General features: G+C 56.7%; 15 protein-coding genes. 13 read left to right on the top strand and 2 right to left on the bottom strand.

Annotated elements, in window-relative coordinates:
- Positions 1-210 precede the first annotated feature (210 nt).
- The 11 genes from iscB (at position 211) to BQ7486_RS03975 (ending at position 10,060) form a co-directional block, all read left to right on the top strand.
- Positions 211-1,488 (top strand): RNA-guided endonuclease IscB, encoded by a 1,278-nt coding sequence (iscB, locus tag BQ7486_RS04025; RefSeq protein ID WP_074009054.1) that lies wholly within the window; start codon positions 211-213, stop codon positions 1,486-1,488.
- 27 nt (positions 1,489-1,515) lie between these two features.
- Entirely contained in the window at positions 1,516-2,406 is an 891-nt protein-coding gene (gene lepB / locus BQ7486_RS04020; RefSeq protein ID WP_022372561.1) for a signal peptidase I, read from the top strand.
- A 25-nt stretch (positions 2,407-2,431) separates the two neighbouring features.
- Positions 2,432-3,136, top strand: a complete 705-nt coding sequence (gene rnc / locus BQ7486_RS04015) for a ribonuclease III (RefSeq protein WP_074009053.1) — start codon at positions 2,432-2,434, stop codon at positions 3,134-3,136.
- A 10-nt stretch (positions 3,137-3,146) separates the two neighbouring features.
- On the top strand, positions 3,147-4,073 hold the full coding sequence (era, locus tag BQ7486_RS04010; protein WP_074009052.1) for a GTPase Era: 927 nt from the start codon (positions 3,147-3,149) through the stop codon (positions 4,071-4,073).
- The gene (gene recO / locus BQ7486_RS04005; protein ID WP_074009051.1) at positions 4,066-4,875 is read left to right on the top strand and encodes a DNA repair protein RecO; all 810 of its coding nucleotides are present in this window, start codon (positions 4,066-4,068) and stop codon (positions 4,873-4,875) included. Before era ends, recO begins: the two co-directional genes overlap by 8 nt.
- Before the next feature lie 41 nt (positions 4,876-4,916).
- The gene (locus BQ7486_RS04000; RefSeq protein ID WP_022372565.1) at positions 4,917-5,678 is read left to right on the top strand and encodes a pyridoxine 5'-phosphate synthase; all 762 of its coding nucleotides are present in this window, start codon (positions 4,917-4,919) and stop codon (positions 5,676-5,678) included.
- 34 nt (positions 5,679-5,712) lie between these two features.
- Positions 5,713-6,720 carry a beta-N-acetylhexosaminidase gene (gene nagZ, locus BQ7486_RS03995; protein WP_074009241.1) on the top strand — a complete coding sequence of 336 codons (1,008 nt, stop codon included), beginning with the start codon at positions 5,713-5,715 and terminating at the stop codon, positions 6,718-6,720.
- Between the two features lie 342 nt (positions 6,721-7,062).
- Positions 7,063-7,725 (top strand): amino acid ABC transporter permease, encoded by a 663-nt coding sequence (locus BQ7486_RS03990; RefSeq protein WP_204206988.1) that lies wholly within the window; start codon positions 7,063-7,065, stop codon positions 7,723-7,725.
- Entirely contained in the window at positions 7,706-8,386 is a 681-nt protein-coding gene (locus tag BQ7486_RS03985; protein ID WP_074009050.1) for an amino acid ABC transporter permease, read from the top strand. The genes BQ7486_RS03990 and BQ7486_RS03985 overlap by 20 nt, the downstream gene beginning before the upstream one ends.
- Positions 8,383-9,147, top strand: coding sequence for an amino acid ABC transporter ATP-binding protein (locus tag BQ7486_RS03980; protein WP_022372569.1), 765 nt, complete (start codon positions 8,383-8,385; stop codon positions 9,145-9,147). Before BQ7486_RS03985 ends, BQ7486_RS03980 begins: the two co-directional genes overlap by 4 nt.
- An 82-nt stretch (positions 9,148-9,229) precedes the next feature.
- Complete coding sequence (locus BQ7486_RS03975) at positions 9,230-10,060, top strand: cysteine ABC transporter substrate-binding protein (RefSeq protein ID WP_074009048.1); 831 nt, start codon at positions 9,230-9,232, stop codon at positions 10,058-10,060.
- Positions 10,061-10,383: 323 nt separating this feature from the next.
- Here BQ7486_RS03975 and BQ7486_RS11615 read toward each other — a convergent pair whose 3' ends face one another.
- Positions 10,384-10,719 carry a hypothetical protein gene (locus tag BQ7486_RS11615; protein WP_143183035.1) on the bottom strand — a complete coding sequence of 112 codons (336 nt, stop codon included), beginning with the start codon at positions 10,717-10,719 and terminating at the stop codon, positions 10,384-10,386.
- Between the two features lie 15 nt (positions 10,720-10,734).
- Complete coding sequence (locus tag BQ7486_RS11895) at positions 10,735-10,899, bottom strand: hypothetical protein (RefSeq protein WP_154666307.1); 165 nt, start codon at positions 10,897-10,899, stop codon at positions 10,735-10,737.
- A gap of 289 nt (positions 10,900-11,188) precedes the next feature.
- Between BQ7486_RS11895 and pncB the strand changes: the two genes are divergently transcribed.
- Positions 11,189-12,379, top strand: coding sequence for a nicotinate phosphoribosyltransferase (pncB, locus tag BQ7486_RS03970; protein WP_074009047.1), 1,191 nt, complete (start codon positions 11,189-11,191; stop codon positions 12,377-12,379).
- A gap of 147 nt (positions 12,380-12,526) precedes the next feature.
- The gene (locus tag BQ7486_RS03965; protein WP_074009046.1) at positions 12,527-13,933 is read left to right on the top strand and encodes a sodium:proton antiporter; all 1,407 of its coding nucleotides are present in this window, start codon (positions 12,527-12,529) and stop codon (positions 13,931-13,933) included.
- The last annotated feature ends 130 nt before the right edge of the window (positions 13,934-14,063 follow it).

The raw sequence follows: 14,063 nt of genomic DNA, 5'->3' as shown, positions 1-14,063 counted from the left end.
GGACTCCGTTGGTTGGGAATCCGTTCCGTCGCAAGACGGGACGCAAACAGGCACCGCGGGATGTCGATCCTAGTCCCGCGCTCTGCGGTCTGCGGTTAAAAGCTCTGAGAGGTAGGAGCGGTGCTTCAGACAACAAACCCCTTCCAACATTGGCGAAGGATCACCACCGACCGCAAGGTCGAGCAGACGGAGCCCGTGAGGTATCCGTCAATGGAGAACACTTTGAAAGTTTTTGTGTTGAATATGCGCGGGCAACCGCTCATGCCGTGCTCCCCGCCCAAGGCGCGTAAGCTCCTTCGAGCCGGGAAGGCCGTGCCTGTGCGCCGAACGCCCTTTGTGATTCAACTGACGGTGCCGACGGGCGAAACCAAGCAGCCGATCAGCTTGGGTGTGGATGCGGGCTACAAGCACGTCGGCCTGAGCGCAACGACCGCCAAGGAAGAGTTGTTGGCTTCCGAGGTCGAACTGCGGCAGGACGTGACGGGCTTGCTCTCGGATCGCTTGGCACTTCGCCGCTCCCGACGCAACCACAAGACCCGCTACCGTGCGCCGCGTTTTGACAATCGCGTTCGATCAAAGCACAAGGGCTGGCTTGCGCCGTCCGTGGAGAACCGCATTCAGGCGCACATATCGCGCATTGAAGCGGTTTGCCGAGTGCTTCCGATCACCAAAATCGTGATTGAAACCGCATCCTTCGACATTCAGAAGATCAAAAACCCGGAGATTGAAGGCGAAGGCTATCAGCAGGGCGAGCAGCTTGGCTTTTGGAACGTGCGCGAATATGTGCTGTTCCGCGACGGTCACGTTTGCCAAGCCTGCAAAGGCAGATCGAAAGATCTGATTCTCAACGTGCATCACATTGAGAGTCGGAAAACGGGAGGCGACGCGCCGGGCAACCTCATCACACTGTGCGAGACGTGCCACAAGGCGTATCACGCAGGCAAGTTGAAGCAGTTCAGTCCCCGGCGCGGCGCTTCTTTCAGGGCAGAGACTTTCATGGGCATCATGCGTTGGACGGTGCTCAACCGCCTGCGCGAGCGCCATCCCGAATTGCCTGTCACGAATACCTACGGGTATCTGACAAAACACAAGCGCATCGTCGCGGGCTTGCCAAAGACGCATTGCGCGGACGCTTTCTGCATTGCTGGCGTCCTCGACGCAAAACGTCGGGGCGAATACCTGTTTCAGAAACAGACGCGCCGCCACAATCGCCAGATCCACAAGCTGACGATTCTCAAAGGCGGTGTGCGCAAGCGCCATCAGGCTCCGTACCTAGTGCACGGCTTCAGGCTCTTTGACAAGGTGCTGTGCAAAGGGGAAGTCGGCTTTATTTTTGGCAGACGCTCCTCGGGTGCATTCGATGTGCGCCGTCTGGACGGTACAAAGATTTCTGCCGGTATTTCCTACAAGAAACTTTCGCTTCTTGAGCAGCGAAAGATGTTTTTAACTGAACTGAGAAAGGAGGGCCGCGATTCCTCCCGCGTCTGAAGACGCGGGTTTCCTCGCGGAATTTCTATGAACTTTGCTCTCATTCTTTTTCTGCTCACGGTCTTTACCGGGGTGATGTGGGTCTGCGACAAACTTGTCTGGGCCAAAAAGCGTAAGGCTGAAGCTAAGCGCCTTACGGACGACTTTGATGCCGCCAACCGCGAGGCTGTGGATCGGGGTGAACCCGTGGTGCTGCAGGAGCGAAGCCGCATTGCGGCGGGCGCCCTGCGTGAGCCCTGGTGGATTGATTACACGGCCGGTCTCTTCCCGGTTATTTGTATCGTCTTTTTGCTGCGCTCCTTTTTGTTTGAGCCCTTCCGCATTCCCTCGGGCTCGATGCTCCCGACCCTTCACATCGGCGACTTTATTCTGGTGAATAAGTACGAGTACGGCGTAAGGCTCCCGGTTCTCGGCACCAAGGTTCTCGAGGTGGGGACTCCCAAGCGCGGTGACGTTGTGGTCTTCCGCTATCCGATGGACACGCAGGTTGACTACATTAAGCGCGTGGTGGGCCTGCCCGGTGACACCGTGACTTACGTGAACAAAAAGATTATGGTAAACGGCAAGGAAATGCCGCAGAAGATCCTGGGCGACTGGGTCGATTCCGATACGCTCGTGACGCTTTCTGAGCGTGAGGAGACGCTCGGTGACGTCACGCACATCATGGCTGTTGACGAGCGCGCGCCGATGGGCTTAAGGGGCACCCCTTACGACCGGGCGCTTGAGTCCTGCAAGTACTACTCCAACGGCTTTGTCTGCAAGGTTCCCGAAGGCCACTACTTCATGATGGGCGACAACCGCGACAACAGCGAAGACAGCCGCTACTGGGGTGTGGTGCCCGACAGCTACCTTGTGGGCCGGGCGTTTCTGATCTGGGCCAATTTCGGCGATATGAGCCGTATCGGTTTCTTCCGTTAACCGCAGAAGGGGAGGTTTTATGTCGATGCCTGCGCGTCGTGTGCTTCTTGATCTCTCGGTTCTGGAAGAGAGAATCGGCTACACGTTTAAAAAGCGCGCGCTTTTGGTGCGCGCGGTCACGCACAGAAGTTTCGGTGCCGAACACAACGAGCGGCTCGAGTTTCTCGGGGACTCGGTTTTAAATTGTGTGGTGGGGCACGCGCTTTTTTTAAGAGACAAGCACTACACCGAAGGGGTGCTCTCGCGCACCCGCGCCAATTTCGTCTGCGAAAAGACGTTGGACGAAATCGCCGCTGAAATTGATATCGGAAGCTTTATCCGCTTGGGTGAAGGCGAACTCAAAACGGGGGGCGCCAAGCGCCCTTCGATTCTTGCGGACGCCTGTGAGGCGGTTTTCGGCGCGGTGTTTCTGGACGGCGGCTTTGAAGCCGCGCAGCGCGTGATTCTGCGGCTTTATGAGCCGATTCTTGCGGCCGGGAACGTCACACCCGAGCGCTTTGCCAAAGACGCCAAAACGCAGCTGCAGGAATTTCTGCAGGCTGCGCACATGAAGCTCCCTGAATACCGCGTGATCACCACGACGGGTGCAGCGCACAATCAGACGTTTCGCTGTGCCTGCGTGATTGAAAATCCGGCGGTGACCTGTGAGGGTGAGGGTAAGAGCCGGCGCGCCGCCGAGCAGATGGCGGCAGCGGCGGTGCTCGCGAAACTGCAGGCCGTAAAATCGTAAGGAGAGTGCGATGACGCAAAGCAATCATCCCGTGTCTGAAACAGACGCAAAGCCCGCCTTTCACTGCGGCTATGTGGCGGTGATCGGGCGTCCCAACGTCGGTAAATCCACATTAATTAACGCGATCGTCGGTGAAAAGGTCTCGATTACGAGCAAAAAACCGCAGACCACGCGTGACCGCGTATTGGGTGTCGTCACCTACCCCGATGCCCAGTTAATCTTCATGGATACGCCCGGGTTTCAGTCGCGCTACAACTCGCAGCTTTTAAGCCGCATGAACCGTACGGTGCGAAATACCCTCTCGGAAGTTGACGCCGTTCTCTTTGTGATTGACGCACAGGGCTGGAAAGCCGAGGATGTGAACGTCCTGCGGCTTTTAAACCCCAAGCAGACAAACGTCATTCTTGTGTTAAACAAGATCGATCAGGTCAAGGACCGCGATAGGCTCCTGCCCCTGATGGCCGAATCGATGCAGAAGTTTCCGTTTGCGGCGATTGTGCCGGTGTCGGCGGAAAAAAATAAGCGGCTCGATGAAGTGGTGGACGAAGTGAAAAAACTGCTTCCTGAGTCCGTGCCTTACTTTGATCCGGATCTCTACACCGACCGGTCGCCGCGGTATCTCGCCGCCGAAACGATCCGCGAAAAGGCGTTTCGCCTTTTAGGGGACGAACTTCCCTACGGCGTCGCGGTGACGATCGAGCGCTGGCAGGAGGACGACAAGGAAGCGCAGATTGACGCGTGCCTTATTGTTGAGCGCGAAAGCCACAAACCGATTGTGATCGGTGAGGGCGGCGCAAAACTGCGCGAAATCGGAAGGCTTGCACGCATCGATATTGAAAAGATGCTCGGCAAACACGTGCATCTGCAGGTCTGGGTGCGTGTGCGGCGCGGCTGGAGCGACGACGTAAAGGCCCTTAAAACGCTCGGGTATGACTGATACCAAAGACGTCTCGGACGACAGTGACACGCTGCCGGAGCCCACTGAGCCCTCGCTCATGGCTCTGAAGGCTTTTGCTAAAGAGGCTGGTGAACCTGCGAAGGTTTTAAAGGTGAGGGACGAACCCGCGTTTGTCCTTCGCACCTGGCCCTGGAAGGAATCAAGCGTTATTGCCGAATGCTTTACCAAGCGCCACGGGCGTCAGGTGATGTCGGTAAGGGGGGCCAAGCGCCCCGGGGGCCGTTTTCGCGGTCTCATCAATCCCTTTTCGCCTCTCATCATCAACTATAACGGCGCGGGTGAGGTGAAAAACCTCACGGTGGCGCGCTGGCTCGGGGGGCTCACGCCGCTTGCGGGTGACGCCCTTCTTTCGGGTTTTTACATCAACGAACTCGTTTTAAAGCTCACGGAACCGGCGGACCCACAGCCAGCGCTTTTTGACGCCTATACGCGGACCCTGAAGGCTCTTGCCGAAGGCACGGCCGTGCAGCAGGCGCTGAGGATCTTTGAAGTGGACCTGCTTCGGATTCTGGGCTGGGGGCAAAGTGCCCGGGCCGGTAAAGAAGACGAAGACTGTGTGGTGGAGGGCGGCGAATTGGTTCCGGTCAGTGACGCGGGGCAGCGCGCCTCTGAGCTCCCCCTTGTGCCCGCACGTGTGGCGCACGCGGTCTTCACACAGGACTTCAGTGACGAAACGATTCTTGTCGCCGCACGCAATGTGCTGCGGCTTCTGATCGGCTACTATGTGGGCCAAAAGGGCCTTAACGTCAGAAAAACCATGGCTCAGTGGCAGCAGTTCTGACGCGCTTTTTCCAGTGATTTGACGGCGGATTTTGATTTCTCATGACGACAAAGCTTTCGGTTAATCTCAATAAGATTGCGCTTTTACGTAATTCCCGCGACGGCAACACCCCGAACCCCGTGATCTTCGGGGCCCTGGCGCTCAAGGCGGGCGCCGCGGGCCTCACGGTCCATCCGCGGCCTGATGAGCGGCATATCAGGCCCGACGACGTCACGGCCCTTTCCCGTTTACTTAAGGCCTGGCCCGGCCGGGAATTTAATATCGAAGGCAACCCCTTCATGAACCTGATGGAGCACGTGCGAAACGTCCGCCCCGATCAGGCGACCTTTGTTCCGGACAGCCTCGCGCAGAAAACGAGCGATCACGGCTGTGACCTCAAAAAAGACGGCGCGGCCTTTGAAAAGGTTGTTGCCGAAGCCAAGGCCTTAGGCGTTCGCGTGAGTCTTTTTATGGACCCCGAGCCAGAAAATATGAAACTTGCCAAAGATGTGGGGGCTGACCGCATCGAGCTTTATACCGAAAGCTATGCCGCTACGCGGGGCACCGGAGCGGCGGCTGCGGAACTTACGCGCTTTGCGGAGTCCGCGCAGGCGGCGCACGAAGCGGGGTTAGGCGTTAACGCCGGGCACGATCTGAGTCTTGCGAACCTCGAAGAGTTGCTTGTTGCCTGCCGCTACATTGATGAAGTCTCGATCGGGCACGCCCTCATTGCCGAAGCCCTGGAATACGGGATGACGGAAACCGTCGGGCGGTACAACGGCATCATTCTCAGAGCCGACGACCGTATTCGTTTTGCAAAATAACCGTCAGAAAGACACCACGAAAAGGAAATCTGCCATGCCCGGTCCTCTTGTCTGCGACATAGCTTCCACCGAACTCACCGACCACGAAGTTGCCCGCATCAGAAGTCCCCTGGTGGGCATGGTGATTCTTTTTACCCGCAACTACAAAAATCCCGCGCAGCTTAAAAAACTCTGCTACAGCATCCATGCCGTGAAACCTGACGTGCTGATCGGTGTGGATCACGAAGGGGGCCGCGTGCAGCGCTTCCGCGAGGGCTTTACCGAAATCCCGAGCATGCACACCTATGGGGAACTCTGGAAAGCGGACCCCGAAGCCGCCGCCCGCAGCCTCACCGCAGCGGGCTACGTGATGGCAAGCGAACTCAGAGCCTGCGGCGTGGACTTTACGTTTGCGCCGGTTTTGGACCTTGACTGGGGTAAGTGCGAAGTGATCGGCGAGCGCGCGTTTTCTCTGGATCCGCGCGTGGTGACGCGGCTCGCGCGAGCGTTGAGCCAGGGGATGCTTATTGCAGGGATGGCCAACTGCGGCAAACACTTCCCCGGTCACGGCTTTGTTTCGGCGGACAGCCACAAGGAGCAGCCGGTGGATGACCGTGAGGCCGACCGGATCCTTCACGCGGACGCCAAGCCCTACAGCTGGATGGGCGCGGGGCTTTGTTCCGTGATGACCGCGCATATCCTTTATCCGGCTTTAGACAGCGTTCCCGCCACGTACTCGGAAAAGATTTTGAAAGGCATTTTGCGCGACGAACTGCGCTTTACGGGCCTGGTGTTCTCTGACGACCTTTCTATGAAGGGCGCGGGCACCGGGGGCGACATTTTGGAGCGCGCCAAAGCCGCGCTTAAGGCAGGGTGTGATGCGCTCATCGTCTGCAATTCCCCGGAAGAAGCCGATACGCTGACGGCAAAATTGGAGTGGAGGCCCACCGCCGACTTTCGCGAGCGCTGGCAGAGAATCGTTCCCCGCGGCATGGCGCCTGCGCGCGACGAACTCAAGTGCACGGCGCTTTATAAAGTGGCGCTGCAGCAGATGAAGCCTTAAGAGAAAGTGCCTGCTTCTGCGCCTGACTCCGTCAATGGAATTAGGAGGTTGGGCGCAGACGGGCTGACATAACTCAGGTATTACCGAAGAGCCTTTGACAGGCCTTTCAAATCCCCATATTCTCTCCGACATCTCAAACAAATTTTTTTTCAGAGGAGGCGGACGATGAGCGCGATGACGATGCACGGCAATTGTTGCTGTACGTGTTGTGTGCGTTTTCTGCCTCCGGTTAGCCTGAGCCTGCAGTAAGGCTCGTCATACATAACGAAACAGGGGACCGGCGGCAATGCGTGCGGTCCTTTTTTTGTTGCCTGCGCGCCTTGCCTTCCGGATAAACACAAATTGCTTGATCTGGACTTTATGGCGAAGTACCTCCCGTGGTACACCGACGCGGCGCTTTTAACTCTTCGTGTCGGCGCGCTCGGGATTGTGCTCGCGCTCGCAGCGGGCCTTGTGGTCGCCGTCGTGCGCTACTACCGCATACCGGTGCTCGCGCAAACCGCGGCCATCTACACGGAGCTCTCCCGCAACACGCCGCTTCTGGTGCAGCTCTTTTTTCTGTACTTTGGACTGCCCAAAATCGGGGTGCGGCTTTCCGGCGAATGGTGCGCCGTCATAGGCCTTGTTTTCTTAGGCGCAAGCTACATGGCCGAAGCCTTAAGAAGCGGGCTTACGGCCGTAGAAAAAATTCAGACGGAATCCGCGCGTGTGTTGGGTCTCTCGCCCCTGCAGACCATGCGCTTTGTGGTGCTGCCGCAGGCGCTTGCCGTCGCAATGCCCGGTTTTGTCGCAAACGTCATTTTCCTCATCAAAGAAATATCGGTTGTAAGCGCCATTGCGCTGCCGGACCTGATGTACGTCACAAAGGATCTGATCGGCAACTACTACAAGACCGACGAGGCACTCTTAATGCTCGTCGTGGCCTACATCATCATTTTGCTGCCGGTGTCGCTTTTCGGTTCCTGGCTTGAAAGGAGGATGCGTCATGCAGGCTTCGGGGTATGAGGTACTTCTTAACGTCGACAACGTGAGGCGCCTTTTGGAAGGCCTTCTGATGACCTTAAACGTGAGCCTTGTGAGTGTGGCTTTGTCGCTTCCCTTGGGCGTTCTTTTCGGCATGGTGATGCGCATCAACAATCCGGTCACCAAAATCGCAAGCCGCACGTATCTGGAATTTATCCGGATCATGCCGCAGCTTGTACTTCTTTTTGTCGTCTACTTCGGTTTTACGCGCAGTTTCGGCTGGAACCTCTCGGCCTACACGAGTTCGATCATTGTCTTTACGGCCTGGGGAACGGCGGAAATGGGGGACCTCGTGAGAGGCGCTCTCGGGAGCATCCCGCGGCATCAGTACGAAAGCGCGCATGTGCTGGGTTTGTCGCCTCTGCAGACCTATCGGTTTGTGATCATTCCGCAGACGCTGCAGCGCCTGGTGCCTCCGGCGATCAATCTCGTAACGCGCATGATCAAGACGACAAGCCTCGTGGTGTTGATCGGGCTCGTTGAAGTGCTCAAGGTCGGTCAGCAGATCATTGACGCAAACCGCTTTCAGTTTCCGACCGCGGCGCTTTGGATTTATGCCGCCGTCTTTCTTTTGTACTTTTTTGCCTGCTGGCCGATCACGCTTGCCGCAGGGCACTTTGAGAAGAAATGGAGTCGTTCATGACGCAACCTGAACTGCAGACGAAGGGCCTGGTGAAGCGCTTCGGAGCCAATACGATTCTAGACGGCATCGATTTTTCGCTTGCCAAAGGCGAAGTCGCGGTGATTCTGGGGCCGAGCGGCTGCGGAAAATCCACGTTTTTGCGGTGCCTCATAGGCCTTGAAACGATCGACGCGGGGGAGGTGCTTCTCAAGGGTAAACCCGTCACGTACGCGGGCACGTTGCGTAACGGCCTCGGAATGGTGTTTCAGAGTTACGACCTTTTTCCGCATCTCACAGTCCTTGAAAACGTGACGCTTGCTCCCGTGCAGGTCGCCGGAAAAACCAAAGTTGAGGCACAGAAAACGGCCGAGACGCTTTTAAAGCGCGTGGGTCTTTGGGAAAAGCGGGACTTTTACCCCAGGGAACTCTCGGGCGGCCAAAAGCAGCGTGTGGCCATCGTGCGGGCGCTCGCAATGAATCCGAGTGTGATGCTTTTTGACGAGGTGACGGCGGCATTGGACCCGGAGATGGTGCACGAAGTGCTGCAGGTGATCCTGGAACTTGCCGACGAAGGCTTAAGCATGGTGATCGTCACGCACGAAATGCAGTTTGCGCGCTCTGTTGCGGACCGGATCGTCTTTTTTGACGGCGGCCACATCGTGGAAGAGGGAAGGCCTGAGGAGTTCTTCACGCACCCAAGGAGCGAGCGTGCGCGGGAGTTTCTGCACACCTTCGATTACGAAAGAAAAACCAAGGTTTCAGCGGACACCGACGGCAGATGACGACGCCGGTGTCTTACGCCCGGCCCCTCGGCCGGGACTCTTAAACAATCGTCATTCATGGACACATACAGGGAAAAACAAAATGTCTTCTTCTTTAATCCGTCGCCTTGCCGCCACTGCGGCAGCGCTTACCACCGCCTTTACGGCCGCTTCGTTTTCCGTTGAAGCCCGACCGCTTGATGCAATTCAGAAAAGCGGCGAAGTCGTAATCGGCGTTTTTTCCGATAAGGCCCCGTTCGGCTACGTTGACGCCAAGGGGAACTATCAAGGCTACGACGTCTATTTCGGTAACCGTCTCGCTAAGGACTTGGGCGTCAAGGTGAAGTACGTGTCCGTGGATCCGGCAAGCCGCGTGGAATTTCTCGTGACCGATAAAGTCGACATCATTCTGGCCAATTTCACCGTAACAAAAGAACGCGCCGAAAAGGTGGACTTTGCGCTGCCCTACATGAAGGTGGCTCTGGGCGTTGTGTCGCCCGAGAGCGCACCGATCACAAAGGTTGAGCAGCTCAAAGGCAAGACCCTCATCATCGCCAAAGGGACAACCGCTGAAACCTACTTCCAGGAAAATCATCCGGAAGTGCGTCAGCAGAAGTACGATCAATACGCCGACGCCTATAACGCGCTCTTAGACGGCCGCGGTGACGCGTTTTCCACCGACAACACCGAAGTCCTTGCCTGGGCGCTCGTGAACAAAGGCTTTACCGTCGGGATCACTAAGCTCGGCAACCTCGACACGATTGCCGCGGCTGTGCAGAAAGGGAACAAGTCGCTTCTGGACTTCATCAACACTGAAATCGTGAAGCTCGGTAAGGAACAGTTCTTCCACAAGGCTTATAAGGAAACGCTCGCGCCCGTCTACGGCGCGGCTTCTAACCCCGATGACCTTGTCGTTGAAGGCGGCAAGCTCTGACGGATCTAAACAACCCGCGTTTGAAAGCGCGGGGTTTCCTGACACGGTGCAGGCTTTCCCGCAAACAGCCAAGGTGTTTGAGGCCTTGTCTGCCCGGGCGTCCCCTGCACCACAGGAACATTTAAAACGCAACCGCTCTACGGGTACGGGCTTCATCAGCTCGATCCGTCGGTTCCGGCGAAGGACAGCTTCGTCTTGCCGATTCGCTGGTTTGTACTGCACTATCGATCCGGCGTTCCCTGAGACTTGTTTGTGCCTCGCAAGCGCTGATTGCTCAGCCATCAGATCGTAGCTGTCAGTGGCGGGATCCGCAAAATACAGGTTCATGGCGGCCGCAAGGTCGCGGTCCATGTACCAGTCCGTGTCTCCCAACGGATGACTTCTCTCCCAAAGAGCCTTCTTACGGTACGTTCCCGTTTCGGGATCGTGCTGACTCGGGCGCAGTTTTGCGGGGACTGACTTCCACCACACAACAGCCGGCGCTCAATGCCCTGCCAGACACGTGTGGCAATTTTCTGCGCTTCGTTGATGCCGATGCGCTTTGTAAAGCCGCCCTTGGCACGGTGCTCTTTCACGACAGTATGCAGTGCATACTCGGTTAGCCCGGCGGATTTCTGAATTTCCTTAAACCGCTTGTTACGGTCTTTGCCCTTGGGCATCGCGGCCGTGAGCTTTCATGCTTCAGTGCTTTTCATGGCGCGCACGTGTTTCTTTGCCGTTCCAAGAACAGCATTGAAGAGCTGGCGTGCATCGGAAAAGTAGGTCTCCAGCGCACTTTCCTGATCCTCTCCGGTTTTCAGGCCCAGCTCGATGACAAAGGACGGTGTGCGCGATTTCACAGCGGCTGAATATACCTTAAGCGAAAACTATGTGCATGGTTTGGCTGCGTTTGCTCCAAGATTAAAAAATTTCGAAAGCCCGCATTCCTCCCGGGGCTCAAGCCCCGGGCTTCCTGCGGGAAATTCTGTGAACGGCGGGCGGCGTCCAGGCCAAAGGGAGAGCCCGGATTTTGCCCGCCGGTTTTTGTGCGTCTGCTAAAAATGCGTGAATAGGTCTTTCACTTGAGGCAAAACGCGTCCGTTTCCTGTAAAACGGAGGTAACGCAACCGCCTGATTAAAAGGCAACCGATGATTATCGAATCGCTTCTTGACACCGACCTCTACAAATTCACAATGATGCAGTGTGTGCTGCATCAGTTTCCGGGGGCGGAGGTGAGTTACCGCTTCCGCTGCCGCACGCCCGGCGTTGATCTTTCGCCCTATGCCGATGAGATCCGCGATGAGGTCATGCATCTTTGTACGCTCACCTTTAAGGACGCGGAACTTGCGTACTTAGGGGGGCTGCGCTTTATTAAAAGCGACTTTGTGGATTTTCTGAGTCTTTTTCACCTGAAAGACAAGTACATCCGGGTGACGAAGGATCCTGCCTGTGACTTTGGTCTTTCGATCGAAATCACGGGGCCGTGGCTGCACACGATTCTTTTTGAAATCCCGATTTTGGCGATTGTGAACGAAGTCTATTTCCGGCACATTGCGCCCGTGCCCGATGAAGCCGAAGGGATGCGGCGCTTACGAGCCAAGATTGCGCTTCTGAAAAATGAACCGGACAACGCTGATCTGCGCGTAAGCGACTTCGGCACCCGCCGCCGCTTTTCGCGCGCCTGGCAGGAAAAGGTGGTGCGGGTTTTGATTGATGAACTCGGAAGCCCCATTTTTTCGGGCACGAGTAACGTTGATCTCGCGCGCCGCTACGGGCTTGTCTCAATCGGCACCATGGCGCACGAGTACCTGCAGGCCTGTCAGGCCCTGGGCCCGCGCCTTCGTGACAGCCAGGTCTTCGGCTTTGAGATGTGGGCCAAAGAGTACCGCGGGGACTTGGGCATTGCGCTTTCTGACGTCTACGGGATTGAACCCTTCCTCAAAGACTTCGATATGTACTTCTGCAAGCTCTTTGACGGGGCAAGGCACGATTCGGGCGACCCCTTTGTCTGGGGCGAGCGGATGATCGAACACTACAGGGCGAATAAGTGTGATCCCCGCGGCAAAAGTCTCGTTTTCAGTGACGGCCTCACGGTTCCGCGGATCATCGAGCTTTACCGGAGATTTCACCGCCGCATCGGCATCGGTTTCGGTATCGGCACCAATCTCATGAATGACCTGGGGCCACAGCCCTTAAACATCGTCGTGAAGATGGTGAGGGCAAACGGCCAGCCCGTGGCGAAGATTTCCGATAACCCCGTCAAGGGGATGTGCGACGATCCGACGTATCTCGCGTACCTGCGGCAGGTCTTCGGTATGCCGGATAAAAGCGTTCCGTAATGCGACTTTTGTGCGGGTAATTACGGACTAAATGCGACAATTTGTTAATTTCGTACCATTCTTTAGCTAAAATCAAGCCTCCGAAGTTCCGGCGGGGCGGTTTTGGCCCGTCGGCACGACTTTTTCTCTCAAAAACGGGAGTACAGATTGTTGCGACGCATTTTGACGGCGGCAGCCCTGACGGGCCTTCCCGCACTCACGCAGGCTGCCGGACTTAACGGCGCCGAGCTCTCCTTGTGGTGGGCCGTGCCTTTTGCGGGCATTCTTTTGTCGATTGCCCTGTTTCCGCTCTTAGCCCCTTCCTTCTGGCACCACCATTTCGGTAAGGTCGCCGTTTTCTGGGCGCTTTGCTGCGCGGTGCCGCTTTTTATCTATGCGGGCACGTCAACCGCCACGGGCGCCGTGGCGCACGCCATTCTCGGTGACTACATCCCGTTTCTGCTCTTTGTAGGCGCACTTTTTGTGGTTGCGGGCGGCATTCATGTGAAGGGAAGTTTCGTCGGTAAGCCCCTTGTAAACGCCGCGTTTCTTCTGATCGGCGCGTTTTTTGCAAACCTCATGGGTACAACGGGCGCGGCGATGCTGCTCATTCGCCCCCTGATTGCGGCCAATGAAGGGCGGCGTCTCAAGATGCACACCTTCATTTTCTTTATCTTCATTGTGGCTAACGTGGGCGGGTGCCTTACGCCCCTGGGAGACCCCCCGTTGTTCCTCGGGTTCTTGCGCGGCGTTGACTTCTTCTGGACGACGGTGCACCTCCTGCCGCCTCTGCTCGTGACGCTGGCGCTTTTGATGGCGGTGTACCTCGCCATTGAAGTGTATTGCTACCGTAAGGAAGTCCGTGAGGGAACGTTTGTACCGAATAACGATCAGTCCGTGCCTTTCGGCATTGACGGCGCCGTCAATTTCCTCTGGCTTGTCGGCATTATCGGTGCGGTGCTGATGAGCGGCTTCTGGAAAAGCGACGTGCACTTTGAAGTGCTCACGGTGCATCTGACCCTTCCCGGTCTTGTGCGTGATGCGCTCTTTATCCTCTTTGCGGTTTTGTCGCTTGCCACTACGCCCAAGATTGCCCGTACGGCCAATCAGTTCACATGGGCGCCGATTGCCGAAGTCGCCAAACTCTTTTTCGGTATCTTTATCTGCATCGTGCCGGTGCTTGAGATGCTGAGAGCCGGTCACGACGGCGCGTTTGCAGCGCTCGTCTCTCTGGTGACGCACGATAACGGTGACTTCAACAACGTCATGTTCTTCTGGCTCACGGGTACGCTGTCGGCGTTTCTGGATAACGCGCCCACCTACCTCGCCTTCTTTAACCTGGCGGGCGGCGATCCCATGAGCCTGATGACTGAGCACGCAAGGACTCTGGCGGCCGTTTCGATGGGCGCGGTCTTTATGGGTGCCGTCACCTATATCGGCAACGCCCCGAACTTTATGACGGTGGCGATCGTGCACGAACGCGGCATCAAGATGCCGAGCTTTTTCGGTTACATGCTTTGGTCCGTGGGGATTCTCTTCCCGGTCTTTTTCATCGTGGATATGATTTTCCTGTGATGCACCACCGGATAAAAACAAAAATTCCGTAGTTTTTCAGCGGCCGATGGGTAACTAACCTGCCGGCCGCTTCATTTTAATGTGTCGATACAGCGATCCTGGTCGGCACAAGGAGACAAAGTCATGCAGT

The organism is Duodenibacillus massiliensis, from assembly GCF_900128485.1.
Lineage (GTDB): Bacteria > Pseudomonadota > Gammaproteobacteria > Burkholderiales > Burkholderiaceae_F > Duodenibacillus > Duodenibacillus massiliensis.
This window is presented reverse-complemented; position numbering and strand designations above follow the sequence as displayed.

Coding starts and splice junctions, on each gene's coding strand:
- iscB (WP_074009054.1), top strand. CDS start 211: ATGGAGAACACTTTGAAAGTTTTTGTGTTGAATATGCGCGGGCAACCG.
- lepB (WP_022372561.1), top strand. CDS start 1,516: ATGAACTTTGCTCTCATTCTTTTTCTGCTCACGGTCTTTACCGGGGTG.
- rnc (WP_074009053.1), top strand. CDS start 2,432: ATGCCTGCGCGTCGTGTGCTTCTTGATCTCTCGGTTCTGGAAGAGAGA.
- era (WP_074009052.1), top strand. CDS start 3,147: ATGACGCAAAGCAATCATCCCGTGTCTGAAACAGACGCAAAGCCCGCC.
- recO (WP_074009051.1), top strand. CDS start 4,066: ATGACTGATACCAAAGACGTCTCGGACGACAGTGACACGCTGCCGGAG.
- BQ7486_RS04000 (WP_022372565.1), top strand. CDS start 4,917: ATGACGACAAAGCTTTCGGTTAATCTCAATAAGATTGCGCTTTTACGT.
- nagZ (WP_074009241.1), top strand. CDS start 5,713: ATGCCCGGTCCTCTTGTCTGCGACATAGCTTCCACCGAACTCACCGAC.
- BQ7486_RS03985 (WP_074009050.1), top strand. CDS start 7,706: ATGCAGGCTTCGGGGTATGAGGTACTTCTTAACGTCGACAACGTGAGG.
- BQ7486_RS03980 (WP_022372569.1), top strand. CDS start 8,383: ATGACGCAACCTGAACTGCAGACGAAGGGCCTGGTGAAGCGCTTCGGA.
- BQ7486_RS03975 (WP_074009048.1), top strand. CDS start 9,230: ATGTCTTCTTCTTTAATCCGTCGCCTTGCCGCCACTGCGGCAGCGCTT.
- BQ7486_RS11615 (WP_143183035.1), bottom strand. CDS start 10,719: ATGCCCAAGGGCAAAGACCGTAACAAGCGGTTTAAGGAAATTCAGAAA.
- pncB (WP_074009047.1), top strand. CDS start 11,189: ATGATTATCGAATCGCTTCTTGACACCGACCTCTACAAATTCACAATG.